This window comes from Nonomuraea sp. CA-141351 (genome assembly GCF_050944675.1).
Taxonomy (GTDB): Bacteria; Actinomycetota; Actinomycetes; order Streptosporangiales; family Streptosporangiaceae; genus Nonomuraea.
In genome coordinates this window covers 5,600,037-5,625,420 of the sequence record NZ_CP191982.1, presented here as the reverse complement: position 1 = coordinate 5,625,420, position 25,384 = coordinate 5,600,037, and the positions used below count along the sequence as shown (strand labels likewise).

Annotated in this window: 23 protein-coding genes; 12 read left to right on the top strand and 11 right to left on the bottom strand. The window is 70.7% G+C overall.

The window, feature by feature from the left end; all coding sequences use genetic code 11:
• Positions 1–44 precede the first annotated feature (44 nt).
• The gene (locus ACQPWU_RS26500) at positions 45–725 is read left to right on the top strand and encodes an isochorismatase family protein (RefSeq protein WP_433444412.1); all 681 of its coding nucleotides are present in this window, start codon (positions 45–47) and stop codon (positions 723–725) included.
• On the opposite strand, the gene ACQPWU_RS26495 is transcribed toward ACQPWU_RS26500, so the two are convergent.
• Together ACQPWU_RS26495 and ACQPWU_RS26490 are read right to left on the bottom strand one after the other, a co-directional pair.
• Positions 715–1,515 (bottom strand): FCD domain-containing protein, encoded by an 801-nt coding sequence (locus tag ACQPWU_RS26495; RefSeq protein WP_433444411.1) that lies wholly within the window; start codon positions 1,513–1,515, stop codon positions 715–717. The genes ACQPWU_RS26500 and ACQPWU_RS26495 overlap by 11 nt on opposite strands.
• Before the next feature lie 240 nt (positions 1,516–1,755).
• Entirely contained in the window at positions 1,756–2,265 is a 510-nt protein-coding gene (locus tag ACQPWU_RS26490) for a winged helix-turn-helix transcriptional regulator (protein ID WP_433444410.1), read from the bottom strand.
• Between the two features lie 33 nt (positions 2,266–2,298).
• On the opposite strand from ACQPWU_RS26490, the gene ACQPWU_RS26485 reads away from it, so the two are divergent.
• From ACQPWU_RS26485 to ACQPWU_RS26475, 3 genes are all read left to right on the top strand, one after another.
• Entirely contained in the window at positions 2,299–2,808 is a 510-nt protein-coding gene (locus ACQPWU_RS26485) for a nuclear transport factor 2 family protein (RefSeq protein WP_433444409.1), read from the top strand.
• 103 nt (positions 2,809–2,911) lie between these two features.
• Positions 2,912–3,529: a hypothetical protein gene (locus ACQPWU_RS26480; protein WP_433444408.1), complete on the top strand. Its 618-nt coding sequence runs from the start codon at positions 2,912–2,914 to the stop codon at positions 3,527–3,529.
• A gap of 124 nt (positions 3,530–3,653) precedes the next feature.
• On the top strand, positions 3,654–3,998 hold the full coding sequence (locus tag ACQPWU_RS26475; RefSeq protein ID WP_364846137.1) for an RNA polymerase-binding protein RbpA: 345 nt from the start codon (positions 3,654–3,656) through the stop codon (positions 3,996–3,998).
• Between the two features lie 69 nt (positions 3,999–4,067).
• On the opposite strand, the gene ACQPWU_RS26470 is transcribed toward ACQPWU_RS26475, so the two are convergent.
• The 6 genes from ACQPWU_RS26470 to ACQPWU_RS26445 all read right to left on the bottom strand — a co-directional run bounded on the left by ACQPWU_RS26470 (position 4,068) and on the right by ACQPWU_RS26445 (position 13,439).
• Positions 4,068–4,550 (bottom strand): hypothetical protein, encoded by a 483-nt coding sequence (locus ACQPWU_RS26470; RefSeq protein ID WP_433444407.1) that lies wholly within the window; start codon positions 4,548–4,550, stop codon positions 4,068–4,070.
• Entirely contained in the window at positions 4,547–7,030 is a 2,484-nt protein-coding gene (locus ACQPWU_RS26465) for a molybdopterin oxidoreductase family protein (RefSeq protein ID WP_433444406.1), read from the bottom strand. The genes ACQPWU_RS26470 and ACQPWU_RS26465 overlap by 4 nt, the downstream gene beginning before the upstream one ends.
• A gap of 17 nt (positions 7,031–7,047) precedes the next feature.
• Complete coding sequence (locus tag ACQPWU_RS26460) at positions 7,048–7,524, bottom strand: FxsA family protein (RefSeq protein WP_433444405.1); 477 nt, start codon at positions 7,522–7,524, stop codon at positions 7,048–7,050.
• Between the two features lie 84 nt (positions 7,525–7,608).
• Positions 7,609–8,358 (bottom strand): polyprenol monophosphomannose synthase, encoded by a 750-nt coding sequence (locus tag ACQPWU_RS26455; protein WP_433444404.1) that lies wholly within the window; start codon positions 8,356–8,358, stop codon positions 7,609–7,611.
• Positions 8,358–9,902: an apolipoprotein N-acyltransferase gene (gene lnt / locus ACQPWU_RS26450; RefSeq protein WP_433444403.1), complete on the bottom strand. Its 1,545-nt coding sequence runs from the start codon at positions 9,900–9,902 to the stop codon at positions 8,358–8,360. The genes ACQPWU_RS26455 and lnt overlap by 1 nt, the downstream gene beginning before the upstream one ends.
• A 1,083-nt stretch (positions 9,903–10,985) precedes the next feature.
• On the bottom strand, positions 10,986–13,439 hold the full coding sequence (locus ACQPWU_RS26445) for a HelD family protein (protein WP_433444402.1): 2,454 nt from the start codon (positions 13,437–13,439) through the stop codon (positions 10,986–10,988).
• Between the two features lie 118 nt (positions 13,440–13,557).
• Between ACQPWU_RS26445 and ACQPWU_RS26440 the strand changes: the two genes are divergently transcribed.
• From ACQPWU_RS26440 to ACQPWU_RS26415, 6 genes are read left to right on the top strand one after another with little or no spacing between them, the layout of a single operon-like run.
• Positions 13,558–14,802 carry an ROK family transcriptional regulator gene (locus ACQPWU_RS26440; RefSeq protein WP_433444401.1) on the top strand — a complete coding sequence of 415 codons (1,245 nt, stop codon included), beginning with the start codon at positions 13,558–13,560 and terminating at the stop codon, positions 14,800–14,802.
• 22 nt (positions 14,803–14,824) lie between these two features.
• Positions 14,825–16,171 (top strand): ABC transporter substrate-binding protein, encoded by a 1,347-nt coding sequence (locus tag ACQPWU_RS26435; protein ID WP_433444400.1) that lies wholly within the window; start codon positions 14,825–14,827, stop codon positions 16,169–16,171.
• Between the two features lies 1 nt (position 16,172).
• The gene (locus tag ACQPWU_RS26430; protein WP_433444399.1) at positions 16,173–17,102 is read left to right on the top strand and encodes a carbohydrate ABC transporter permease; all 930 of its coding nucleotides are present in this window, start codon (positions 16,173–16,175) and stop codon (positions 17,100–17,102) included.
• On the top strand, positions 17,099–17,992 hold the full coding sequence (locus tag ACQPWU_RS26425) for a carbohydrate ABC transporter permease (protein WP_433444398.1): 894 nt from the start codon (positions 17,099–17,101) through the stop codon (positions 17,990–17,992). The genes ACQPWU_RS26430 and ACQPWU_RS26425 overlap by 4 nt, the downstream gene beginning before the upstream one ends.
• On the top strand, positions 17,989–19,248 hold the full coding sequence (locus tag ACQPWU_RS26420; RefSeq protein ID WP_433444397.1) for a 6-phospho-beta-glucosidase: 1,260 nt from the start codon (positions 17,989–17,991) through the stop codon (positions 19,246–19,248). The genes ACQPWU_RS26425 and ACQPWU_RS26420 overlap by 4 nt, the downstream gene beginning before the upstream one ends.
• Entirely contained in the window at positions 19,248–20,225 is a 978-nt protein-coding gene (locus ACQPWU_RS26415; RefSeq protein ID WP_433444396.1) for an N-acetylglucosamine kinase, read from the top strand. Before ACQPWU_RS26420 ends, ACQPWU_RS26415 begins: the two co-directional genes overlap by 1 nt.
• On the opposite strand, the gene ACQPWU_RS26410 is transcribed toward ACQPWU_RS26415, so the two are convergent.
• The gene (locus ACQPWU_RS26410) at positions 20,222–21,610 is read right to left on the bottom strand and encodes an MFS transporter (protein WP_433444395.1); all 1,389 of its coding nucleotides are present in this window, start codon (positions 21,608–21,610) and stop codon (positions 20,222–20,224) included. The genes ACQPWU_RS26415 and ACQPWU_RS26410 overlap by 4 nt on opposite strands.
• A 63-nt stretch (positions 21,611–21,673) precedes the next feature.
• On the opposite strand from ACQPWU_RS26410, the gene ACQPWU_RS26405 reads away from it, so the two are divergent.
• A complete protein-coding gene (locus ACQPWU_RS26405; protein ID WP_433444394.1) occupies positions 21,674–22,246 on the top strand; it encodes a TetR/AcrR family transcriptional regulator in 573 nt (190 codons plus the stop codon).
• A 690-nt stretch (positions 22,247–22,936) separates the two neighbouring features.
• Positions 22,937–24,091: an acyl-CoA dehydrogenase family protein gene (locus ACQPWU_RS26400; protein WP_433445294.1), complete on the top strand. Its 1,155-nt coding sequence runs from the start codon at positions 22,937–22,939 to the stop codon at positions 24,089–24,091.
• Positions 24,092–24,131: 40 nt separating this feature from the next.
• On the opposite strand, the gene ACQPWU_RS26395 is transcribed toward ACQPWU_RS26400, so the two are convergent.
• A complete protein-coding gene (locus ACQPWU_RS26395) occupies positions 24,132–24,602 on the bottom strand; it encodes an Lrp/AsnC family transcriptional regulator (protein ID WP_433444393.1) in 471 nt (156 codons plus the stop codon).
• Between the two features lie 24 nt (positions 24,603–24,626).
• Entirely contained in the window at positions 24,627–25,220 is a 594-nt protein-coding gene (locus tag ACQPWU_RS26390) for a GTP-binding protein (RefSeq protein WP_433444392.1), read from the bottom strand.
• Positions 25,221–25,384 lie beyond the last annotated feature (164 nt).

The window sequence follows — 25,384 nt, the reverse complement described above, 5'->3', positions numbered from 1 at the left end:
GAAGTGCATCCCCGTCGCCGGACGGGACTACGAAAGGGAGCCACATGACCGCAGCGCCGCAACCGCACCGCATGGACAACCGGGAACTGCTCGACCAGTACCTGGCGGCCGGGTTCGCCGGGCGCGTCGGCTGGGGTGAACGCCCGGCACTCCTGGTCATCGACATGGCGGGCGCCTGGACCCGGCCGGAGGAGATGATCGGCAGCGATCTGGGCGGCGTGCTGGAGAACATCGGGCTGCTGCTCGATGTCGTCCGCAAGACGGACGACATCCCGGTGGTGTTCACCACCATGGCCTACGACGCCACGTTTTCCGATCTGCCCCTGGTCACCCGGCTGAAGACCCCGCACTCGGAGCAGATGATCCGCGGATCCGACCGCGTGCAGCTGGTCCCCCAGCTGCGCCGCCTGCCGCATGAGGCGTTCATCGAGAAGCCTCGGGCCAGCGCGTTCTTCAACACGAACCTGCTCAGCATCCTGGTCGCGCAGCGCGTCGACACCGTCATCGTGGTGGGCTGCAGCACGAGCGGGTGCATCCGCTCCACCTGTGAGAGCGCGCTCGACTACGGCTTCCGCGCCATCGTGCCGGCCGAGGCCGTGGGAGACCGCTCGGCCTCCGCCCACGAGGCCAACCTCTTCGACATCAACGCCCGCTACGCCGACGTGCTGCCCATCCAGGAGGTCATCGGCCACCTCGGAGGGCGGGGTCCAGCGCTCACCGGGTGAACATCAGCAGCCGGTCGAACAGCTTGACGTGGTCGCTCTCGGCGAACTCGGCGACCTCGTCGATGAGCCGGGAGATGTGCCTGGCCATCGCCTCCTCGGCGGCCACGGGATCGCGGCGCCGGAGCGCGGAGAGGATCTCCTCGTGCTCGGGCGCCGACTGGCCGACCGTGCCGTGACCGCCGGTGATCACGTCGAGCACCTTCTCCAGCGGGACCAGCGAATCGTTGAGCACGATGCTGGCCAGGACCTGGAGGAGGTCGCTGCCCGCGATTTCGGCGACGGCCCGGTGGAAGTCCATGCCGACCTGGCGGGTGTCGTGGCCTGCTGCGATGTGGTCCTCGTGGCTGCGCAGGATGCCTTCGAGGCGCTCCAGGTCCTCAGCCGTCGCCTTGGTCGCCGCCCGGCCGGCCAGCTCGCGCTCGACACCGCGCCTGCCGTGCAGGAGATCGAGCAGCTGCTCCACGTTGCGGATGTCCAGCGCCCTGGTGAACGCCTCGTCGCGGCGCTGACGAGTGGACAGCTCCCTGGCGGTCTTCGATCCCTGCTCGGTGAGCGTGCGCCCCTTCTGACCCGATGGCGCGGTGAGCCCGCAGTCGTCCAGGCGCTTGAACATCCGCGAGATCGTCGCCTCACTCACCACCACGCCGGCCTCGCGCAGTTGCCGCCCGGCCAGCCGCGCCCCCACCGGCCCACCGGCCCGCAGCACGATATCGAGCAGCAGCTCTTCTTCGCTGCTGAGCCCCGGTCGGATCTCCGTCTCTGGAGAGAGCTGCCGTGCTCGCCTGCCCACAGCGGGCCTCCTGGATCCAAACGTCTCTCGAAAATGAAGGATGTCTACCACGTCGATCATAAAGCCTTCCCGTACGGGAGGAGCCGTACGGGATGGTGTGAACCCCAGCGGCACACCAGGCCGAGCGGGCAACGCCTTGGGGCCGGACGAGACGAGCGCGTAGGCAGAGGTCCTGCCACGCCGGCGCCGCAACGCGGCAGGGCGGCCGGGCCATGACGACACCGCGGGGCGACGGGCGGGTCAGGACGGGGCCGCGAGGAGCGTGTTGCCCGGACCCTGGCCCGCGAGGAGCATGGTGCCCGGGCCCTGGGCCGCGCCCGGGCCGCCTACGGCCGTCACCGTCTCAGCCGTGGCCTCGCCGCCGCAGTGCGGGCAGGTGACCACGGGGGTGAAGCGCTCGCCGCAGGAGTGCACCAGGAGCGCGGGCGGGCCCCCCGGAGGCGTCGACCAGCGATCCCCCCAGGCCATCAACGTCAGCAGGGCGGGCACGATGTCGCGGCCCGCCTCGGTGAGGACGTACTCGTAACGCACCGGCCGCTCCTGGTACGGCCGCTTCTCCACGACCCCGGCCCCGACCAGGTGTTCCAGGCGGCGGGTCAGGAGGTTGCGCGAGATCCCGAGGTCCTCCGCCAGATCGTCGAACCTGCGCAGCCCCAGGAACAGGTCGCGCAGGATCAGCGGCGTCCACGGCTCGGCGACCACGCCGACGGCCTGGGCGATGGAGCAGTGCATCTCACCGAACCTGTTCATGCACCCAGGATAGTGGGTTGATAAAGTGAACCCATGACAGTTCACATTCAGGACTCACCTGCCAGGGCGTACCGCGAGGCCGGCGAGGCGCATGACGTCGACGCCCTCATCGCCACGCTCGCCGACGACGTGGTCTTCCGCTCACCCCTCAGCGCCACAGCCGGTTTCAGGGGCAAGGAGCAGGTGCGGGAGCTGTTCACGGTCGTGTTCGGCGTTCTGTCCGAGCTGCGCTACCAGAACGACATCGGCGACGAACGCACGCGGACCCTGACCGCGACCGCCCGGCTGGGCCGTCAGGAGATCCACGAGGCGACCCTGGTCGAGGTGGGCGAGGACGGACTGATCGAGGAGGTCACCATGTGGATCCGCCCTCTGCCCGGACTGACGGCGATGATGGCCGCACTCGGCCCCCGCCTCGCCCGCGCCACCGGCACGCCGGGCCTGCCCTGGCTGGTGGGAGCCGCCGTCAAGCCGCTGGCGGCGATGACCCGCCTCGGCGACAGGACCCTGGTTCCCCTTCTGACCCGCCGGCGCCCCCGCTGACTCAACTCACTGCTCCAAAGAGAGAGCACCGCTCTTGACATCAGGGCCCCTAGGCGAGAGCATTGCTCTCGCAAAAGAGCGTTGCCCTCTTCAAGGAGCACTGATGGCCCCCAGACTCACCCCCGCGGCCTTCGCCGCCGGAGGGATCCTCTTCCTCCTCTATCCCGCGATCCGCCCCTCCGCCGACGACGCCGCCACGATCGCCTCCACGGCGTGGGTCGCGGGGCACCTGGCCGCCATGCTCGGGTTCGTGCTGCTCGGCCTGGCCGTGCTCGGGCTGCACCAGGTGCTCGGCGACCGCCTGTCCCTGCGCGCCGCGGCGGTGACCTGGGTGGGCGCGGGCCTGACCCTCCCGTACTACGGCGCCGAGGACTTCGGCCTGAACGTGATCGCCCGGCGCTCGCTCAGCGACCAGGCGCCCGCGCTGATGGAGCTGGTCGAGGAGTTCAGGTACGGGCCCGTGGCGATCACCATGTTCGCCGCCGGACTCTTGTTGCTCGGCGCCGGCACGGTCATGGCCGCGATCTCCGTATGGCGGTCCGGCACGCTGCCCAAGTGGAGCGGGATGGCGCTGGCGTCGGGGTTCGTGCTGTTCATCCCGCAGTTCTTCGGCCCGTACCCGCTGCGTGTCGCGCACGGCGTCCTGGTGATGATCGGCGGGCTCTGGCTGGCGTCGGCCCTGGTCACGGCCCGGACGCGGGCCCGATCGGCGAAGGCGTGAAGACCCGACGCCCCAAGTGCGATTGGATCACCCCGCGGGTGGGAATCCCATCACGGTACCAAGCGTTAGACACCGTGGGAGACAGACCCCCCACGCAAGGGGGCCCTGTAGGAGGCATTTAGACATGGGCGAGCGCGCGCTTCGTGGCACCCGGCTCGGGGCAACCAGCTACGAGAACGACCGTAACACGGATCTGGCCCCGCGCCAGGAGGTGTCCTACACCTGTCCTAAGGGCCATCGCTTCGAGGTTCCGCTTGCAGCCGAGGCTGAAATCCCAGCGACCTGGGAGTGCCGCATGTGCGGCGTGACCGCGGTACGAGTGGACGGCGAGCAGCCGGAGTCCAAGAAGGTGAAGCCCCCGCGGACACACTGGGACATGCTCCTGGAGCGGCGGTCCATCGAAGATCTTGAGGAGGTGCTCAACGAGCGGCTCGCGGTATTGCGGGCCCAGCGTCGTAAGAGCGCCTGACCTCTTCTCACGGTGAAACCCCCGGGCGGCAAGCCCGGGGGTTTCTTCATGCCCGCAACCGCGGCCCCTTCAGGACACCAGAGCCTGGGGAGCCGACTCCTTCAGGCGGGCGTTGGCCCACCGCAGCTGCCGGAGCGTCTGGGGATGGCAGCGTTGCGCCAGCGCGAGCAGGTCCCGCCGTTTCGCCCCCTGGGCGGCCTGAGCCAGCAGCTCCCAGTCCAGGGAGACCTCCGAGGCCACCAGGTACAGGTGGCGGAAGTCGCCCAGCAGGAGCAGCCCTGGCCCCGGGCGGCGGCCGAGCCATTCGGCGGCCTTCTCACGCAGGAGGCCCACCATGGAGGGGTCGCCCGCCGGAGACGGGTCCAGGTCCAGGCCGTAGTCCTTCCCCACCTCGGCCAGGTCCCGTACGTGCTCGTTGCACCAGCCCGCGAGATCGCGGGCGACGTGGTACGTCTCGTGGTCGGTCTTGTGCCGTTCGGACATCCGCAGCAGCACGTGGGCCAGCTCGTTCTCCGAGTGGTGCAGCTCGCGGAGCAGCAGATCGAGGTTCATGACAGGGCCTCCTCGGCCTGGGCGTCGGGACCCCCGGCCGTCTCGGGGACCTCGGGAGAGACGGGCCGGGACGCCGTGGTGGTCGGCGCCCGGGACGGTGTGCCGGGGCAGACCTCCGCCAGCGAGACCCGCGCCGCGGCGGTCTTGAAGATGGGCTGCTTGGAGACCGGGTCCCAGTCCGTGATCGTCAGCTCGTTGGCCGCCCGGCCCGCTCCGGCCCCGGGCCCGCGGCCGCCGGGAAGGTCCCAGTAGCCGTAGTGGAACGGCAGGAAGATCACCCCGTCCCGCATCGCGGTGACCCGCAGCCGCGCCCGTACCGCGCCCCGGGCCGTGGCGATCTCCAGCAGGTCGCCCTCGGCGAAGCCTTCGCGGGAGGCGTCCTCGGGGGACATCTCCACCCACGGCTCCGGGGCCGCCCGCTGGAGCTGCGGCGCTCTGGCGGTCTTGGTCCTGGTGTGGAAGTGGTAGAGGGTACGCCCGGTCGTCAGCCAGAACGGGAACTCGCCGCCCGCCTGCTCGTGCGGCGGGACGTACTCGGCGGCCTTGATGATCGCCCTGCCGTCGGGGTTGAGCGCCTTGTACTCGGTGTCCGACAGCGGCGCCCCGGTGACCAGGTCGCGCCCGTAGTCCTCGCAGTAGCCGGGCGCGCTCCAGAAGCGTCCCTCGGCGTACAGGCGCTCTGTCCCGCCGGGGCGGCCGGCGTCGCACGGCCACTGGATGCCGCCGCTGCCGCGCAACCGCGCGTACGACAGCCCGCTGTAGTCGCACGGGCGCCCGCGCGAGCACTCCTTCCACGCCTCGAACGCCCCCTCCGGGTCGCTCCACTTCACCAGCGGCGCGCCGTCCTTGTCCCGCAGGTCGAGCCGGTGCGCGAGGTCCAGGAAGATGTCCAGGTCGGGGCGGGCCTCGCCGGGCGGCTCGACGGCCTTGTCCGACAGGTGGACGGTGCGGTCGGCGTTCGTGAACGTGCCGGTCTTCTCGGCCCACGTCGCGGCCGGCAGCACCACGTCGGCCAGCTGCGCGGTCTCGGACAGGAAGATGTCCTGGACGACCAGGAACAGCTGCTCCTGAGCGAGGATCGAGCGGATCCGGTCCAGCTCGGGCAGCGACACGGCCGGGTTGGTGCCGGTCACGTAGAGGAAACGGATCGAGCCCTCCTCCGCGTAGCGGAACATCTGCATGGCGTGGGTGGGCGGGGCGTAGTGCGGGATGTCCATGGGGTCGACGTTCCAGACGCGGGCCAGGTCCCGCACGTGGGCGTCGTTGGACCAGTTGCGGAAGCCGGGCAAGTCGCCGTCGGCGCCGCATTCGCGGGTGTTCTGGGCGGTCGGCTGGCCGTTCATCTGCAGGACGCCGCAGCCGGGTCTGCCCAGCATGCCGCGTACGAGATGGATGTTGTTCACCTGGACGGCGGCGGCCGTGGCCTGGTGGGCCTGGTAGAAGCCCTGCAGGACGGTGGACAGCAGCCGCTGCGCGGTGCCGATCAGGCGGGCCGCCTCGCGCAGCGCGTCCGGAGGGACGCCGCAGATCCGCGCGGCCTCCTCCACCGGGAAGTCGTGCACCCTTTTCCGTAGCTCCTCGAAGCCGACCACGTGGTCGCGCAGGTACCGCTCGTCGATCCAGCCGTTGGCGATGATCTCGTGGAGCAGACCGTTCATCAGCGCGACGTTGGTGCCGGGGCGGTTGGCCAGGTGCACGGTGGCGGCGCGGGCCACCGGGGTCTCGCGCGGGTCCACGCAGACGAGCGCGGGCGGGTTCGGGCCGGCGAGCCGGTCGAGGATCCGCGTCCACAGGACGGTCTGGGTCTCGGCCACGTTGTGCCCGTACAGCGCGATGACGTCGGCGTGGTCGACGTCGGTGTAGGAGCCGGGCTGCCCGTCGCAGCCGAACGACTCCTTGAGCGCGGCCGCCGCCGTCGCCGTGCACAGCCGGGTGTTGCCGTCCAGGTGGTTGGTGCCGATGCCGCCGTGCGCGATCAGGGCGAGCGTGTAGTACTCCTCCAGGAACAGCTGGCCGGTGGTGTAGAAGCCGATCGCGCTCGGCCCCTGTTCGTCCAGGAGCTCCCTGGCCCGGACGGCGACCCGTTCCATCGCGGTGTCCCAGTCGGTCTCGACCAGCCGTCCGTTCTGGCGGACGAGTGGGCGTACGAGCCGGTCGGGCGCGTTGACGGCCTGCCAGCCGTACAGGTCCTTCGGCCCGAGGCGGCCGTGGTTGACGCGGTCCTCGGCGCGCCCGCGCACCCCGACCACGCGTCCGCCCTTGACGGCGATGTCCAGGCCGTCACCGTTGCTGTGCAGGATGGTCGCGCTCTGCACCCAGCGGTCCACGTCCTGCGCGTGTACCCCGGGTTCGAGGAAGGAGTCGACGCGGACCGGCCAGGGCTCCCCCGCCCCGTACGGCGTCCGCGTCCCCCATGGCTCGGCGATCCTGTCCACGTGCGGCATGCGTCCCTCCCGCGAGTCGTTCGATCCCGAACGCATGCCCCGTGGGTAAAAAGTCAGTCGCGGTCTTCGCGGAGAACCTCGCCGTGGACCACCCGGCCGCCGTGCGCCGCTCCGGTGTCCTGGCCGGTCGGGAAGAGATGCGAGTACGGGGAGCTCGCGGCCAGCTTCTTGACCCTGCGGTCGAAGAACCAGGCGCCCAGCCGGCGCATCAGGGGCCGGGTGAACGGCAGGATGCACAGGAACCCGAACACGTCGGTGAAGAACCCCGGCGTCAGCAGCAGCGCGCCGCCCACCAGGACCAGGCCGCCGTCGGCCAGCTCACGGTCGGGCATCCGGCCGGACCGCAGCGCCTCCTGCAGCGCCTGCCAGGCCCTGCGCCCCTCACGGCGCACCAGCCACGCGCCCAACAGGCTGTCGGCGATGAGCAGGGCCACGGTCGCGGGGCCGCCGATGACCGAGCCGATCTGGATCAGCAGCCAGATCTCCAGGACGGGGACGACCAGGAAGGCCAGGAAGAGCAGGAGCCGCATCGTTTCCTCGATTCCGCACAAGCGCGTTACAGCACGAACAACGCGCGGCGACCGGAAAGCGTTCCGTCCGTCCTGAGACCACGCTCAGTTACGGCCGCCGCCGCGCAGCCGCTTGGGCAGGCCGGTGACGCCCCACAGGCCGATGCGCCACAGCGCCTCGGACATGACCTTGCCGCTCATCTTGCTCTTGCCGATCGTGCGCTCCACGAACGTGATCGGCACCTCCACCACCCGCAGCCCGTGCTTGGACGTGCGCAGCGTCAGGTCGACCTGGAAGCAGTAGCCCTGCGACTCCACACCTGACAGGCCCACCTTCTCCAGGGTGGCGGCGCGGTAGGCGCGGAACCCGGCGGTCGCGTCGCGTACGGGCAGGCCCAGCATGACCCGGGTGTAGAGGTTGGCGCCCTTGGACAGCAGCTCACGCCGATGGGGCCAGTTGACCACCTTGCCGCCGGGCACGTAACGGGAGCCGATCGCCAGGTCGGCGCCGTCGACCAGCGCCTCGAGCAGCTTGGGCAGCTCCTCGGGCTGGTGCGAGCCGTCGGCGTCCATCTCCACGAGGACGTCGTAGCCCTCCCGCAGGCCCCAGCGGAACCCGGCGATGTAGGCGGCGCCGAGGCCCTGCTTGGCCTCCCTGTGCAGGACGTGCACGTGATCGTCGGCGGCGGCCAGCCCGTCGGCGACCTCGCCCGTGCCATCAGGGCTGTCGTCGTCGGCCACGAGCACGTTGGCCTCCGGCACCGCGGCCCGAATCCGCTCCACGATCGTAGGCAGATTGTCGCGCTCGTTGTAGGTGGGCACGACGACGAGCACCCGGCCGAGAGTCTCCATCATCAATCGTTCCTCATCCGATCGCCTCGCCGCCTGCCACGCCATGCGGCGACTCCTGCCGCCGCCACTCCCATCACCATCAATGCCCATTCGGGAAGCGCGCCCACTTTTGTGGCGATCGTTTCCTGGGTGCGTACGGGCACCTTGACCACATTCATGTCCGCGACCAGTTCGCGGGTCCGCCAGGAGACCTTACCGTCAGGTCTGATGTACGCGGAGATCCCCGTGGTGGCGGCGGCCACCACCGCCCTGTTGTGCTCCACGGCGCGCAGCTTGTACATGGCCAGTTGCTGCGGCGGCAGGTTGGACAGGGCGTAGGTGGCGTTGTTGGCCTGCATCACCAGGGGGGTGCCTCCGGCGCGTACGGTGCCGCGCACGGTGTCGTCGTAGGCGACCTCGTAGCAGTTGACCGCGCCGATCGTGACCGGCCCCATCTTAAGGTCGCCCGGCTTGTCGCCCGCGACCGACTGCCTGCCGACCAGGCTCGCCCGCTTCCACAGGGCCAGCACGATGTCCTTGAACGGCGTGTACTCCCCGAACGGGACCAGGTGCTGCTTGTCGTAGTAGGCGCCGGGCCCGGTCACCGGGTCCCACACGAGGCTGCGGGTGGCGCGGTTCTCGTCGCCGATCGCGACCACGGCTCCGATCAGCGTGGGCACGCCGACGTCCTGGACGGAGTCCTGGATGATCTGGCGGGCGTACGGGTCGCTGTAGGGGTCGATGTCGGTGGAGTTCTCGGGGAGGGCGACGAAGTCGGGTTTGGGGAGCTTTCCCGCGCGTACGGCTTCAGCCAGGCGTTTCGTCTCGTTAGCATGATTTTTCAGGACAACCGCGGGTTCGTCGCCCAGGAAGCCCATGCCCCTTCCCGGGACGTTCCCCTGGACGATGCCGACGTTGACGGTCCGCCCCTCGTCGCCCGGCCTGGGGATCGCCAGGGTCAGGACCGGCACGGCCAGCGCCAGCGCCGCGGGCACGGCCCTGCGCCATGCGGCATTGCCCTGTGGGGCCTCGGGGCCGGCCTGGGGCCTGACCAGGGCGGCGTAGGCCAGCAGGGCACCGCACAGGGCGACGGCGAAGGACACCAGCGGCGCGCCGCCCAGCGCGGCGTACTCGGTGAACAACGACTCGCTCTGGCTGAACGCCACCCGTGCCCAGGGGAACCCGCCGATGGGCACCAGGCCGCGCGCCCACTCCATGGCCACCCACAACCCGCCGAACCACAACGGCCAGGCCCGCAGCCTGAACACCAGCGCGGCCAGCGCGGCCATGGCGGCGTAGAACACGCTTTCCGTGCCGACCAGCATGAGCCAGACGTCGTCGCCGATGGTCCGCACCCAGGCGAGGGTGGGCAGCAGGAACACCACGGCCGTCAGATAACCGAGCCAGGCGGCCCTCCTGGGCCTGGCGCCGTAGAGGGACGCGACGATCAGCCCGATGCCGAGCGGGGCGCACAGCCACCAGTCGAGCGGGGGGAACGCGGCGTAGAGCGCCAGCCCACCGGCCACGCCCGCCACCACCCGTGCGGCGAGCACCCCCCGGCCCTCCACGCGCCCGCCTCGCGCGGATGCGGATGACGCGGGGCCGGTCGTTGACTCGGGAATGGAGGCCGTCGTTGACTCGGACGCGGTGCCGGGCGGCGGCATGGCCCCGGGCGCGGACGTGGGCGCCGACGCGGGCGTAGGAACAGGCGCGGCCTCGGACACGGTCGCGGTGCCAGACGCGAGCACGGCATCGGACGTGGCGGCGGCTGCGGCGTCGGACGCGAGCGCGGCCCCAGACGTGGGTGCCGACGCGGGCGCGGCATCCGAAGAGGGCGCGGTGTCCGACGGGGCGGCTACGGGCGCGGCGTCGGAGGACCAAACGGCGTCGGCCGTGGCGGCGACGGGTGCGGGGGCGGCGTCGGTGGGCGGTGCCGCGTCGGGTGCGGGCGTTCCCCCGTCGCCGGTCGAAGGCGAAGCCTCGGGAGAAAGCGAAGCGTCGGGAGAAAGCGAGCCGTCGGGAAGCGTTCCGTTCACAGGCGCCTCCGGCGCGGCGGCGGCCGGTGGCGGGGCATCGGCATGCGAAGAGTCGCGCCCGGGGGTGGGCGGTAGGTTCGTTCTCTCCTGAACCACTCCGGGGTCTCCTCCGCCGAATCGCACGCCTGCTTGCGAAAACGCTACCGCCCCGCGGGCGCGCTCAAAGCCAGCGCGGCACCAGAAGATCGAAAGAATCGGCATTTCAGGGGGCGGCAGGGTGATCCCGCGGCCTACGGGATCACCCGGCGCACATGTCGGTCCTGCGCACGAGAGCGGGAAGAGGGCCCGGAAACCCTTCGGACCGGACCCGTCTCGTCGGCGGCGAGCGCGGAATTCCGTTGTCTACTGGGCTCCCGGACCCGTCCCGGGTCCAACCCCCCGCCCGGTTGGGGTGCCCCGACTCGACGGACCGACGGCCCTGCACCTGGCTGTGTGGACGAAGTCACGCTCCGTCACGGACGCAGGATCCGACGATGTCAGAGACGGCCAACCGGCCAAGTCCCGTGCTGGACTGCGCAGCAAACTACCGACTCCACCTCAGATGTCAACCGTGTCCCGATCAGCAGAAACATCAAGTTTTCGCAGGTAGGACATGGGCCGGAAGCCGATCAAAGCTCATTTGGGCGCCGGTGAGCGGCTTGGCAGGCCACTCAGCGCCCGCGACAGCGGCCGCTCGTGCACCACCCCGAGCCGCTGTGTGGCACGGGTGAGAGCAACATACAGGTCGCTCGGGCCGCGTGGCGACTGGGCGGCGATGAGGTCGGGTTCGGCCACGATCACCGAGTCGAACTCCAGCCCCTTCGCGTCCGCCACCGCCATCACGGCCACCGGGGCGTCAAGAGCCGCCGCCGCCCCGGCCCGCCCCGAGGAAGACCCCGCAGAACTTCCCGAAGCGGACCCCTCAGAACGCCCCGAACCGGTCCCCGGGGAGCGGCCCGAACCGGGCGTCACCACGACCGCGCCCGTGACCACGGCGGCCACCTCGGCGCCCAGCGGCTCCAGCAGCGCGTCAGGCACCACCACGGCGACCTTGCCGCCCTCCCCGACCTCGGCCTTGGCCAGCTCCGGCAGCGCCGACAGCGGCGCCGACCACGGCTGCACGCCTGCTTCGCGCACAGAGGTCGGAGCCTGCAACGAGGGGTCGATGGTGGCCAGGACGCGGGCGGCCACCGCCATCAGCTCCACCGGCGTGCGGTAGTTGACGGTGAGCCGCTCCTGCCGCCACCGCCCGGCCACGTACGGGTCGAGGACCTCCTCCCACGACCGCGCCCCGGCGGCCGACCCGGTCTGCGCGATGTCCCCGACGATGGTCATCGAGCGCGTCGGGCACCGCCGCATGACGGCCCGCCACGCCATCGGCGACAGCTCCTGCGCCTCGTCCACGATCACGTGCCCGTAGGCCCACGTGCGGTCGGCCGCGGCGCGTTCGGCGGTAGTGAGGTAGGGGCCCTCGCCGCGCTGGCGCTCGGCCAGGCGCTCGGCCTCCATGACGTCGGACAGCCCGGTCAGCTCCAGGACCTCGCGGGCGTAGGCGAGTTCGGCCTCGCGCTCGCGCTCCTCGGCCTGCCTGGCCGCGGCCAGCTCCTCTTCGGCCTGCATCGCGGTGGCGCGCAGCACCTGTTCGTCGATCTCGCCGAGCAGCTCGGCGGCCTCGTCCAGCAGCGGCACGTCCGACTCGGTCCACTCCCCGCCGTCGCGCCGCAGCAGCGCGCGTTCCTCCGGGCTCAGCCCCGAGGCCGCGTACCCGAGGCGCTCCGGGGAGCCGTACAGGCCGAGCAGGAGCCGCTGCGGCGTCAGGTACGGCCACAGCCGGTTGAGCGCGGACTTGACCACCGGCTCGGTGCGCAGCTCCTCGCGCAGGTCGGCCAGCTCCTCCTCGTCGATGAGCCCCTTGCCGATCTTGCGGGCCTGCTGCCTGGCCAGGGCGTTGAGCAGCGAGCGAACGAACACGGCGCGGGCCTGGTTGTGGGGGCGGCGGGAACGGGTGGCCTTGTTCCTGGCGGCCTCGAGCATGGACTGGTCGATGGTGAGCGTGATGCGCCCGATGGTGACATCGACGGGTTTGCGCGGCACCCGCTGCCGGTCGCGCACGGCCTTGGCGATCACCTCGGCCATGCGCAGGTCACCCTTGAGCGCGGCCACCTCGGGGCGCTCCCTGGCGGCGGCGGTCACGCCCGGGTACAGCTCCCCGACCGTGGACAGCAGCACGTCGGTCTCGCCCAGCGAGGGCAGGACCTGCTCGATGTAGCGCAGGAAGGTGAGGTTGGGCCCGAGGATGAGCACGCCGCGGCGCTCGAGGCGTTCGCGGTGGGTGTAGAGCAGGTACGCGGCGCGGTGCAGGGCCACGACGGTCTTGCCTGTGCCGGGGCCGCCCTGCACGACCAGCACGCCGTTCAGGTCGCTGCGGATGACGCGGTCCTGCTCGCCCTGGATGGTGGCGACGATGTCGCGCATGCGGCCCGTGCGCCGCTCGTCGAGCGCGGCCAGCAGCGCGGCCTCGCCGTTGAGCGTGGCGCGGTCGTCGTCGGTGAGCGAGTCGAGGTCCAGCAGGTCGTCGTCGACGACGACCACGGTGCGGCCCTTGGTCTGCAGGTGGCGGCGCCTGGTCACGCCCATCGGCGCGGCCGGCGTGGCGCGGTAGAACGGCTGCGCCACCGGCGCCCGCCAGTCGATGAGCAGCCGCATCTGCTCGTCGTCGGTCATGCCGATCTTGCCGATGTACAGCCGGCCCTCGTCGAGGTGATCGAGGCGACCGAAAACCAGGCCGCGCTCGACCGCCCACAGCCGCGCGAGCCTGGTGGCGTACATCTCGGCGAACGTGTCGCGCTCCGACCTGTTCTGCATCGTGCCGACGGCCCCCGCGGCCAGGACCTCCTTGAGCTGTCGCTGGGTACGCTCGCGCAGCTCGTCGAGGCGGTCGTAGAGTCGGGTGACGTACGCCTGCTCCCTGGCGAGCTCTGTTTGACGAGTTGCCGCCTGACCATTATTGTGGTTAATGGGACACTCCGGGCCATTCTGCTTGTTGTTACGACAAACGACGACATTAGCATGCCTGTTGAGGCACTCCATCTCTTTCCTCTTGATCCCCTCCTGTTACGTCTTGGTCTCACCCCTTGACCGGCACGGGCCAACTCCTTATGTTCCGAGTTAGGAAACTTTCCTAACTCGCTAGCAAGGAGATCCATTCGTGAGCGGTCCGGTCCCGGGGACCCCTAGTCTGCTACGCGCCATCAATGATCGCGCCGCCCTGCAGGCCCTCCTCGAACGCGGCCCGCTGACGCGCCCCGAGATCGGCACGCTGACCGGGCTGTCCAAGCCGACAGCATCTCAACTGCTCTCCCGCTTGCAGGAGGCGGGGCTGGTCGTGCTCGACGGCATCAGGGAGGGCCTGCCCGGGCGTACGGCCGAGGTCTACCGCATCAACCCGGCGGCGGCGTACGTGGCCGCTCTCGACGTCACCCCGGACCGGATCGAGGCCAAGGTGGCCGACATCACCGGCACGATCGTCGGCGAGCACACGCTGCCGACCCCGCGCCGGCCCCACGGCGAGCTCGTGGACCGCCTCGACGCCGCCCTGCGGGGCGCGAACCCGCCGGACAAGCCGCGCAGGGTCGTGATCGGCGTACAGGCAGCGGTCGACCCGTCCACCGGCAGGCTCGGGTACGCCGCGGCCAAGGACGTGCCAGGATGGCAGATCCCCGACCTGGTGCCCGCCCTCAGCGCGGGCCTGGGTGTGCCGGTGGACGTGGAGAACAACGTCAACCTCGTCGCGCTGGCCGAGCAGGCGCACGGCGCCGCCCAGGGTCATCAGGACTTCGTGCTGCTCTGGGCCGACGAGGGCATCGGCGCGGCCATCGTGCTGGGCGGGCGCATGCACAGGGGGGCCACGGGCGGCGCGGGCGAGGTGGGCTACATGCCGACCCCGGGCGCGCCCACGGCCCGCGAGGCGGGGCGCTACGCCAACCACGGCTACCAGGCGCTCACAGGCGGCCCGGCCGTGCTGAAGCTGCTGCGCTCCTACGGCGTGCGCGGCGCCGACTTCCAGCACGCCGTCGCCAACGCCGTCAAGGCGGCCCAGGGCAAGGGGCAGAAGGCCGACGACGCCAGGGCCGGGCTGCGCGACATCGCCGCCCGCCTGGCCGTGGGGCTGGCCGCCATCACCTCCGTGGTCGACCCAGGGCTGGTGATCCTGACCGGCGGCATCGTGCTGTCGGGCGGCGAGACCCTGCGCGAGCTGGTCGAGCACGAGCTGCACGCGCTCACCATCCCGCAGCCCCGGGTCCGCCTGTCGAACGTCGAAGGCAACCCCGTCCTGGCCGGCGCCCTCGATCTCGCCCTCCACACCGTCCGCGACGAGGTCTTCAGCTCAACCGTGGCCGCGTCCGGCGGCTCACCGCAGGTAGCGGCTTCCGCACCTACCTTCTCACCATGATCCCCGGCAGGAGGCACCCCCCGTGCGCTTCGTCCCCCTGGCGGTCACCGCGGCTCTCGCGCTGACCGCGTGCACTCTGACCGGGTGCACAGCGAACAAGGAGGCAGGGCCGTCGCTCGGCGCCCAGCCCAGACCCTCGGGCTCCGCCTCGCAGCCCCTCCCCGCGGCCACACTGGAGCTGTGGCACGGCTTCTCCACCGATGCCGAGGTCAAGGCGTTCGAGGACGCCATCAAGGGCTTCAACCAGAAATTCCCGCAGATCACCGTCAAGGCCGTCAAGGGCGTCCAGGACGATCAGATCACCCACGCCATCCGCGGCGGGAACGCACCCGACGTGGCGGCCTCGTTCACGACCGACAGCGTCGCCCAATGGTGCAAGTCGGGATCGTTCCAGGACCTGACCCCGGTGATCAAGCAGGACGGCATCGACTTGTCGGTGCTGCCGGAGGTGGCGCGGGCCTACTCGAGCTTCGAGGGCAAGCAGTGCACGCTGCCGCTGCTGGCCGACGCGTACGGCCTCTACTACAACAAGGCCCTGATGAAGGGCAACGCGCCGCCCAAGACGCTGAGCGAGCTGACGGCGCTGGCCAAGAAGCTGACCGTGCGCGACGCCGACGGCACGATCAAGGTGGCCGGCTTCATCCCGAGCGTCCAGTACTACGAGAACAGTCCCAGCCACCTCGCCCCCATGGCGGGCGCCAAGTGGTACAACGACGACGGCACCTCGGCCATCGGCTCCGACCCTGCCTGGAAGAAGCTGCTCACCTGGCAGAAGGAGCTCGTCGACTGGTACGGCTACGCCAACCTGGAGAAGTTCCGCAAGAGCCTGGGCGACGAGTGGAGCGCCAAGCACCCGTTCTACGAGGGCAAGGTCGCCATGGTGCTCGACGGTGAGTGGCGTAACGCCATGATCGCCGGCGACGCGAAGGACCTCGACTACGGCACCGCTCCCCTGCCCGTCGCCGACGACCGGCCCGACCTGTACGGCAGCGGCTTCACCGCGGGCACCGTGATCGGCGTGCCGAAGGGCGCCAAGCATCCGCAGCAGGCGTGGGAGCTGATCAAGCACCTCACCACCGACACCGCCTCGCTGGTGACGCTGTCGAACGCGCTGCGCAACGTCCCCACGACGAAGGCGGCGATGGACTCCCCCGATCTCGCCAAAGACGCCAACTTCAAGACTTTTCTGGATATCTTCGCCCATCCGAAGACCTCGACCATCCCCGCCAGCGTGAACAGCGTCTTCAACCAGGAGGCCCTGTCCAGCTTCATCGAGAAGTGGGAGAAGGGCGCCGTACCCGACCTCGACGCCGGGCTGAAGAGCGTCGACAAGCAGATCGACGACAAGCTGAAGCTGTCCGGGGGCTGAGGTGACCTCGCTCGCTGACGTGTGGCGGCGCCGCGAGGGCCTGCGCGCTCTCGTGTGGCTGTCGCCATGGCTGGCCGGACTGGCGATCTTCTTCGTCTACCCGCTGCTGTCCACGGTGTACTTCTCCTTCCACCGCTACGACATGTACACCCTCGAGTTCGCCGGCCTGGACAACTACCGCTACCTGTTCGAGGACCCGAGAGTGCTGACCTCGGCGAAGAACACGCTGTGGCTGGTGCTCATCATGGTGCCGGCGACCGTGCTGTGCTCGCTGGCGCTGGCGCAGCTCGTGGTCAGGCTCAAGGCCGGGGCCGGGCTGTTCCGCACGATCTTCTACCTGCCGTCGCTGGTGCCGCTGGCGGCCGGCACGATCACGTTCGTCTTCCTGATGAACCCGGCGACCGGGCCGTGGAACCAGTTTCTCGCCCTGTTCGGCATCCAGGGGCCCGACTGGTTCGGCGACCCGGCCTGGTCCAAGCCGAGCCTGACGCTGCTGTCGCTGTGGAGCTGCGGCCAGCTCGTCGTGATCTTCATGGCCGCGCTGCTCGACGTGCCCCGGCACCTGTACGAGGCCGCCGCCATCGACGGGGCGGGCCCGTGGCGGCAGTTCCGCAGCGTGACGCTGCCGGCGATCGCGCCGGTGCTGATGTTCTCGCTGGTCACGAACGTCATCTTCGCCCTGCAGTACTTCACGCAGGCGATGATCGCCTCCCGCGTGGCCTCGGGCGCGACCGACTCCCCCGGCAGCTCGTTCTCGCCCGGCTATCCGGACGAGTCGCTGCTCACGCTGCCGCAGTGGCTGTTCCAGGTCGGCTTCCGCGACTACACCATGGGGTACGCCTGCGTACTCGCGCTGCTCCTGTTCGCCACCTCGATGATCTTCACGTTGATCCTGCTGCGGCAGTTCCGCCGGGCCGAGGAGGCGTCATGAGCGCCACGGTGACCGCGCCGCCCCGCACGGTGGCCACGCACACGCGCCACGACGGCGTCAGGGCCCGCAGGCGGCGGCTGCTGGTCTGGATCGCCACCCACGCCCTGGCCGTCGCGCTGGCGCTGATGTTCCTGGCGCCGGTGGTGTTCATCGGGCTGACCGCGCTGATGACCGACCAGCAGGCGCTGACCAGCGACCTGTGGCCACGCAGCTGGAACTGGGACAACTTCGCCGTGGTGTTCGAGAAGTCGATGCTGCTGCGGTGGGCGGCCAACACGCTCATGTACGCGGTGCTCGGGACGCTCTTCACCGTGGTGTCGTCCGTTCCGGTGGCGTACGCGCTGGCCCGCTTCCGCTTCCCTGGGCGGCGGCTGGCGTTCCTGCTGGTGATCACCGCGATGATGCTGCCGCCGCAGGTCATCGCGGTGCCGATCTATCTGGTGTGGGCGCGGCTGGGGCTGACCGACAGCCTGTGGCCGCTGATCCTGCCGATGCTGCTCGGGGACGCGTTCTCGATCTTCCTGCTGCGGCAGTTCCTGGTCACGATCCCGCGCGACTACACCGACGCGGCCAAGGTGGACGGCTGCTCGGACCTGACGATCCTGGTCAGGGTGATCCTGCCGATGGCCCGCCCGGCGGTCGCGGCGGTCGCCCTGTTCCAGTTCTTCTACTGCTGGAACGACTACTACGGGCCGCTGCTGTACGCCGGCGTCGAGCAGGGCCATCTGACGCTGTCGCTCGGCCTGGCCACGTTCAAGGCGTTCCACAGCGTGCAGTGGAACCTCACCATGGCCGCCACGCTGCTGGTGACCGCACCGGTGATCATCGTGTTCTTCTTCGCCCAGCGAGTGTTCATCGAGGGCGTGACTTTGACGGGGGTGAAGGGTTGAAACTGGCCGTGGTCGGGGGTGGCTCGACGTACACGCCTGAGCTGATCGACGGGTTCGCGCGACTGCGCGACGAGCTGCCGGTGACGGAGATCGCCCTGATCGACCCCGACGCGACGCGCCTGGAGCTGGTGGCGGGCGTGTCGCGGCGGATGCTGGCGCACGCGGGGCACCCGGCGCGCGTGCTGGCCACCTCCTCGGTCGAGGAGGGGGTCGCGGGGGCCCGGGTGGTGCTGTTCCAGCTCAGGGTGGGCGGGCAGGCGGCCAGGGAGGTGGACGAGACGCTGCCGCTGCGCTGCGGGTGCGTGGGGCAGGAGACGACAGGCGCGGGCGGGCTGGCCAAGGCGCTGCGCACGGTGCCGGTCGTGCTGGAGATCGCCTCCGTCGTACGGTCGCTCGCGCCGCAGGCGTGGATCGTGGACTTCACCAACCCCGTCGGCATCGTCACCCGGGCCCTCCTCGACGCCGGGCACCGGGCGATCGGGCTGTGCAACGTGGCGATCGGCTTCCAGCGCCACTTCGCCGCCGAGCTGGGGGTGGACCCCTCGCGGATCTCGCTCGGCCACGTCGGGCTCAACCACCTGACCTGGGAGCGGGCCGTCTACCTGGACGGGCAGGACGTCCTGCCGTCCATCCTGCGCACCCACGGCCAGGAGATCGCCGACAGCCTCGGGCTGCGGCCGGCCCTGCTGGAGCGGCTCCGCGCGATCCCGTCGTACTATCTGCGCTACTTCTACGCGCACGACGCGGTGGTCCGCGAGCAGCGCTCGAAGCCGTCGCGGGCGGCGGAGGTGGCGGCGCTGGAGCGCCGGTTGCTGGAGCTGTACGCCGACCCCGCCGTGGTGACGAAGCCGGAGCTGCTGTCGGAGCGGGGCGGGGCGTTCTATTCGGAGGCGGCCGTGGCGCTGATCGCGTCGCTGCTCGGGGACCGGGGCGACACTCAGATTGTCAACGTGCGCAACGCCGGTACGCTGCCGTTCCTCGACGACGAGGCGGTGATCGAGGTGCCGGCGACCGTCGGGGCGGGCGGGGCGGTGCCGCTGCCGGTGCCCGCCGTCGAGCCCCTGTACGCCGGGCTGATCGCGCACGTGTCCGCGTACGAGACGCTCGCCCTGGAGGCGGCCCTGCACGGCGGGGCGGACCGGGTGCGGGACGCGCTGCTCGCCCACCCCCTGGTCGGGCAGGACGAGATCGCCGAGGAGCTGACGGGCCTGCTGCTGGAGGCCAACCGCGCGCACCTGCCCTGGACGGTGGGCTAGTGGCAAGCCCCAGGCTCGTGCTCGCCGTGGACGGCGGCAACAGCAAGACCGACGTCGCGGTGGTGTCGGAGGACGGCCAGGTGCTCGCCACAGGCCGTTCTGGCGGGTTCGCACCGCAGCGCGACGGGGTGGAGGCGGCGGTGAGCGTCGTGGAGCAGGCGCTCTCGACGCTGCCGCGGCCCGCGGGCGGGTTCGACCACGTGTCGGCCTGCCTGGCGGGGGCGGATCTGCCCGTCGAGGAGGAGGCTCTGGCGCGGGAGCTCGCCGCCAGAGGGCTCGGCGGGGACGTGGTGGTGCGCAACGACACGTTCGCGCTGCTGCGGGCGGGCGCGTCGGCCCCCTGGGGGGTCGCGGTCGTGTGCGGGGCGGGCATCAACGCGGTCGGCGTCTCCCCCACCGGCGCCGTGGCCCGATTCCCCGCACTCGGCCGGATCAGCGGCGACTGGGGCGGCGGCCAGGGCCTGGCGGAGGAGGCACTGTGGTACGCCGCCCGCGCCGAGGACGGCCGGGGCACCCCGACCGCGCTGACCGGCCTGATCACCTCACACTTCGGCACGGCGACGGTCGAGGAGCTCGTGCTGGAGGTGCACTTCGGCCGCCTGGCCGAGGACCGGCTGCACGAGCTTTCGCCGGGCGTCCTGGCCATGGCCGCGGACGGGGACGCGGTGGCCAGGTCGCTGGTGGAGCGGCAGGCGGAGGAGGTGACGGTGCTGGCCGAGGTCTGCCTGCGCCGCCTGGGCCTGCTGGAGACGCCGGCGGAGGTGGTGCTGGGCGGGGGCATGCTGACGGCCCGGGATCCGCTGCTGATGTCACTGCTGGACTCGGCGTTCGCGGTACGGGCGCCGCGGGCGAAGCTCGTGCTGGCCGACGTGCCCCCGATCGTGGGGGCGGCGCTGCTCGGCCTGGAGCACCTCGGGGCCGCGGAGGCCGCCAAGACCCGCCTGCGCGCCCGCTACGACCCCTCGGGGGCGGGCTAGGGCCGTCCTGGGCCAGTTGCACGGGGCAGCAGCTGGACCAGGGCGGAGATGAGCAGGGTGACGGCGATGAGGTAAACCAGGCCGTGCCGGAAGGCCGGGCCGACGCCGTCCGCGACGGCGCCGTAGAAGACGATGCCGACGGCCCCGACACCGAGGGCCGAGCCGACCTGCTGGGTGGTCGTGAGCACGCCCGCGGCCGACCCGATGTGCCGGGGGCTGACCCGGGCCAGGACGGTGCTCATGATGGGCGCGAGCGCGAGCCCCATGCCGAGCCCGTCGAGCAGCAGCGCGGGAACGAGCCAGCCGAGCGGCCGGTCCTGCGCGACCAGCGCCAGCAGCGCGGCCAGGCCGGCCGCCCTGGTCAGGCCGCCCAGGGCGATCACCTGCCGGCCCAGGCGTGCGGCGAGCCTTGGAGCCAGGAGCGAGCCGGCCAGGTAGCCCGCGCCGATGGGGATGAAGATCAGGCCGGCCTGGAGGGCGTCGAGGTGGCGGCCGTCCTGCACGTACAGGGCGAAGATCAGGAAGTACGCGGACATTCCCATGGTGAAGGCGAGCTGGGTGAACAGCCCGGCGGTGAAGGCCCGTTCGCCGAACATGGCCGGATCGATCAGCGGCGCGTCGTGGCGGCGCCTGCCGTACGCGGCGAACAGGGCGGCGGCCAGCGCGAACGACAGCCAGATCCACGCCGGCCAGCCCTGCTCGCGGCCCTCGATCAGCGGCAGCAGGACGGCCACCAGCCCGACGGTCACCAGCGCGGTCCCGCCCAGATCGAGGCGTACGGCGCCTTCCGAACGGCTCTCCGGCACCACACGCCCCACCAGGGCCAGCGCGACGGCGCCGATGGGCACGTTGATCAGGAAGCAGGCCCGCCAGCCGAGCCCGAACAGGTCCGCCTGGATGATCAGGCCGCCGGCGAGCTGGCCGAACACCGCGGCGAGGCCCATGGTCAGCGCGTACGCGTTGATGGCCCTGGCCTGGGCGCTCCCGGAGTAAGTGGCGCGCAGGATGGCCAGCACCTGCGGCGTCAGCAGCGCCGCGGACACGCCCTGGGCGATGCGGGCGGCGATGAGGGTGGCCGGCGTGGGTGCCAGGCCGCAGGCGACGGAGGCGGCGGTGAACAGCGCCAGGCCTATGGCGAACATGCGCCGGCGGCCGGCGATGTCGCCGAGGCGCCCGCCGAGGACGAGCCCGGAGCCGTAGGCCAGGCCGTACCCGGCGACGACCCATTCGACGGCGGCCGTGCCGGCGTGCAGGTCGCGCTGGATGGCCGGGATCGCGACGTTGACGATGAAGAAGTCGAGGATGGTGATGAACACGCCGGTCAGGACCGTGGGGAGGGTGCCCGTGCGGGCCGAGGGAGTAGATAGAACAGTCGGTATACTCACAGCCGAATTAGATAGAATGATCGGTATACGGTCAAGGGCGTTCCAGAGATCGACGAGGTGACCATGACGCGACCAGGACCCCGCGAGCGGCTGCTCGAGACCGCCCGCGACCTCACCTACACCGAGGGCGTGCACGTCGGCGTGGATGCCATACTCAAGCAGGCCGACGTCGCGCGCCGCTCGCTCTACCAGCACTTCGGCGGCAAGGACGAGCTCATCGCCGAAGTCCTGCGCACCGCCGGCGCCACCACACGGGAGCGCTACCACCAGGTCATGGACGCCGCCGGCGACGACCCGCGCGACCGCGTGCTCGCCGTCTTCGACGAGCTCGACCGGATCGCCACGCGCTCGCCGTTCCACGGCTGCCGATACACCGCCGCCGAGCTCTCCCTGAGCGATCCCGGCCATCCGGCGCACGCGGCGGTGCGCGCGTACAAGGACGGGCTGCACGAGCTGTTCGCGGCCGAGCTGACCCGCCTCGGCCACCCCTCTCCCGGCTTCGGCGCCGACCAGCTGCTCGTCCTCATCGACGGGGTGCTGGCGCACGCCGTGACCCGCCCCGCCGCCCGCCCGGCCCTGGCGGCCCGCGCGCTGGCCCAGGTCATCGTGGACCAGGCCGGCTCACCGCCCGCCTAGGGGTGTCGGCAAGACTCATGTACTGAGGTACACGCGATTGCGTCGGCCCAGACCAGCAGGGGTCTGTTCCTGGCTGATGGGCCGATCTTGAAAACGCCCTTGCTGTGCCTTGGCGCTATCGGCGGGGTCGGCGGGCAGGCGGCCACAGAGGAGGCTTTCTGCGACGATTCTGGGTGCCGATGAGCGGATCGCCGATGCCCGGCGTTCGCATCGGGTGCTCGCCGAGGGACCCTGGCCGACGATCGGGTCGGTGGAGACTCTCCTTCTGCCCGGGCCGCATGGGTCGGTGCCGGTACGGGCCCATACCCCCGGCACGGGGACAGGGCCGTACGGGGCGCTCGTCTACCTGCACGGCGGTGGGTGGACCGTGGGCACGTTGGACGAGTTCCAGATCCCGATGCGGATCTTCGCCGAGCGGTCCCGATCTGCGTTGACGCAATCGCGTGTACCTCATGACGCGACTCGTACCGACAGCCCGCCTGGAAGTGACGGCCATCCCCGCGAGGCCGCGTTCCTGCCGCCGATCCCGGCGGCGACGAGATCGAGCGCCGTTCCAGCGTCCGTCGCGTGGAGGTCGGGCAAGGCCGCGGTGGCGCGATGGCGTTCGTCATCGTGGGGTACGAATTCCGCTGTGACGGCGAGCGCGATCGGCGCACCACCCTCCATCACCCGCCCCATCACCGAGAAGGCATGACCATGCTCACCTCTGAGGAACAAGCCGTCGTCGACACGGTCCGCGACTTCGTCGACCGCGAGGTCCGGCCCGTCGCCCGCGACCTGGAACACGCCGACGAGTACCCCGGCAAGCTCATCGAGCAGATGAAACAGCTGGGCATCTTCGGCCTGGCCATCCCCGAACCCTGGGGCGAGGCACCGGTGTCCATGCCGTGCTACGCCCTGGTCACCGCCGAGCTGGCGCGCGGCTGGATGAGCCTGGCCGGTGCCATGGGCGGGCACACCGTGGTGTCCAAGCTCATCCTCGCCTTCGGTACGCAAGAGCAGAAGGACCATTACCTGCCCAAGATGGCGACCGGCGAGATCCGCGCGACCATGGCGCTGACCGAACCGGGCGGCGGCTCGGACTTGCAGGCCATGACCACCACCGCGCGCCGGGACGGCGACGAGTACGTGGTCGACGGCGCCAAGACGTGGATCACCAACGCCCGCCGGTCCCAGCTGATCGCCTTGATGTGCAAGACCGACCCCGCCGCACGGCCCCGCCACAAGGGCGTCTCCATCCTGCTCGTCGAACACCGGCAGGGCCTGACGGTCTCGCGCGACCTGCCCAAGCTCGGCTACAAGGGCGTGGAGAGCTGCGAGCTGGCCTTCGACGGCTACCGGGCACCGCACACCGCCCTGCTCGGCACCGAGGAAGGTCACGGCTTCGCGCAGATGATGAAGGGCCTGGAGGTCGGCCGCATCCAGGTGGCCGCCCGCGCGCTCGGGGTGGGCCGGGCGGCGTTCGACGACGCCCTGCGCTACGCACAGGAACGGGAGAGCTTCGGCAAACCCATCTGGAAGCACCAGGCCGTCGGCAACTACCTCGCCGACATGGCGACCGAGCTCACCGCCGCCCGCCAGCTCATCCTGCACGCCGCCGAGCGTTACGAAACCGGTCAGCGCTGCGACATGGAGGCCGGCATGGCGAAGCTGTTCGCCTCCGAGGCCGCCATGAGAGCCGCGCTCAACGCCGTGCGCATCCACGGCGGCTACGGCTACTCCACCGAATTCGACGTGGAACGCTACTTCCGGGACGCGCCGCTGATGATCGTGGGCGAGGGCACCAACGAGATCCAGCGCAACGTCATCGCCGGCCAGCTGGTCAAGCGCGGCGGGCTGGAATGAACCGGTGCCGCCGTGACCGGAGGGTGGGACCGGAGGGTGGTCAGGCGTCCGGGCCGGAGGGGGGCTCGGCGGCCACCTCGGGGGCGCGGTGCTCGTACGGGGTGCTCAGCACGACCGTCGTGCGGGTCGAGACGTTGGCCGAGGCGCGGATCTGCTGCAGCAGGTCCTCCAGCGCCGCCGGTGAGGCCACGCGTACCTTGAGGATGTAGCTCTCGTCGCCCGCCACGCTGTGGCACGCCTCGATGGCCGTCAGGTGGGCCAGCCGCTCGGGGGCGTCGTCGGGCGCGGCCGGGTCGATCGGCTTGATCGACACGAACGCGGTCAGCGGCAGCCCCACCGCGTCGTGGTCGATGATCGCGGCGTATCCGCGCACGACCCCGCGTTTTTCGAGGCGGCGTACGCGCTGGTGCACCGCTGAGACCGACAGCCCGGTCTCCCTGGCCAGGTCGGTGAAGCTCATGCGGCCGTCGCGTGCCAGCAGCGTGACGATCCGGCGGTCGATCTCCTCCATCGCCAAAAGGTTAGCCGGTCATGGTCACGACATGGTCCCGACAGGCGAGGCGCCCATACGCATCGCGTGCTCCATCAGCGTGATGAGCACCTCTCTGCCCGAGTCGCGCCTGCGGGCATCGCAGTGCACGATGGGGATCTCCGGCTCCAGGCCTATCGCCGAACGCACCTCACCCACGGTGAACTGGCGGGTGCCGTCGAAGTGGTTGAGCGCCACGATGAACGGCTGCTCGCGCTTCTCGAAATAGTCGACGGCGGGGAAGCAGTCGTCGAGGCGGCGGGTGTCGGCCAGCACGACGGCGCCCAGCGCGCCCATGGCCAGCTCGTCCCACACGAACCAGAAACGTTCCTGGCCGGGCGTGCCGAACAGGTAGAGCATGTAGTCGTTGGCGATGGTGATGCGCCCGAAGTCCATGGCGACGGTGGTGGTGAGCTTCCTCTCGACGCCTGACAGGTCGTCGATGTGGCTCCCTACCTGGGTGAGCGCCTCTTCCGTACGCAGCGGCCTGGTCTCGGAGACGGCCCCGACCATCGTGGTCTTGCCCGCGCCGAATCCTCCGGCGACCAAGATCTTGATCGCCGTCGGCAGCCGCCAGTGGTCAGAGCGACCAAATTGCATTCAGCACCGCCTGTACATCTCCCGCGCATGCACAACCCGCCCCTGAGGTGCCGTGGTCAGTGGTACCTGTCAAGGTGTGTTGAGAAGGTCGCTCCACATGCCTGGCATCGAGACACCATAGCAACGCCACATTTTCCACTCAAGCCGCAATCTTTTACAAGAAA

Coding starts and splice junctions, on each gene's coding strand:
- ACQPWU_RS26500 (WP_433444412.1), top strand. CDS start 45: ATGACCGCAGCGCCGCAACCGCACCGCATGGACAACCGGGAACTGCTC.
- ACQPWU_RS26490 (WP_433444410.1), bottom strand. CDS start 2,265: ATGAACAGGTTCGGTGAGATGCACTGCTCCATCGCCCAGGCCGTCGGC.
- ACQPWU_RS26485 (WP_433444409.1), top strand. CDS start 2,299: ATGACAGTTCACATTCAGGACTCACCTGCCAGGGCGTACCGCGAGGCC.
- ACQPWU_RS26480 (WP_433444408.1), top strand. CDS start 2,912: ATGGCCCCCAGACTCACCCCCGCGGCCTTCGCCGCCGGAGGGATCCTC.
- ACQPWU_RS26475 (WP_364846137.1), top strand. CDS start 3,654: ATGGGCGAGCGCGCGCTTCGTGGCACCCGGCTCGGGGCAACCAGCTAC.
- ACQPWU_RS26470 (WP_433444407.1), bottom strand. CDS start 4,550: ATGAACCTCGATCTGCTGCTCCGCGAGCTGCACCACTCGGAGAACGAG.
- ACQPWU_RS26465 (WP_433444406.1), bottom strand. CDS start 7,030: ATGCGTTCGGGATCGAACGACTCGCGGGAGGGACGCATGCCGCACGTG.
- ACQPWU_RS26460 (WP_433444405.1), bottom strand. CDS start 7,524: ATGCGGCTCCTGCTCTTCCTGGCCTTCCTGGTCGTCCCCGTCCTGGAG.
- ACQPWU_RS26455 (WP_433444404.1), bottom strand. CDS start 8,358: ATGATGGAGACTCTCGGCCGGGTGCTCGTCGTCGTGCCCACCTACAAC.
- ACQPWU_RS26445 (WP_433444402.1), bottom strand. CDS start 13,439: ATGGAGTGCCTCAACAGGCATGCTAATGTCGTCGTTTGTCGTAACAAC.
- ACQPWU_RS26425 (WP_433444398.1), top strand. CDS start 17,099: ATGAGCGCCACGGTGACCGCGCCGCCCCGCACGGTGGCCACGCACACG.
- ACQPWU_RS26405 (WP_433444394.1), top strand. CDS start 21,674: ATGACGCGACCAGGACCCCGCGAGCGGCTGCTCGAGACCGCCCGCGAC.
- ACQPWU_RS26400 (WP_433445294.1), top strand. CDS start 22,937: ATGACCATGCTCACCTCTGAGGAACAAGCCGTCGTCGACACGGTCCGC.
- ACQPWU_RS26395 (WP_433444393.1), bottom strand. CDS start 24,602: ATGGAGGAGATCGACCGCCGGATCGTCACGCTGCTGGCACGCGACGGC.
- ACQPWU_RS26390 (WP_433444392.1), bottom strand. CDS start 25,220: ATGCAATTTGGTCGCTCTGACCACTGGCGGCTGCCGACGGCGATCAAG.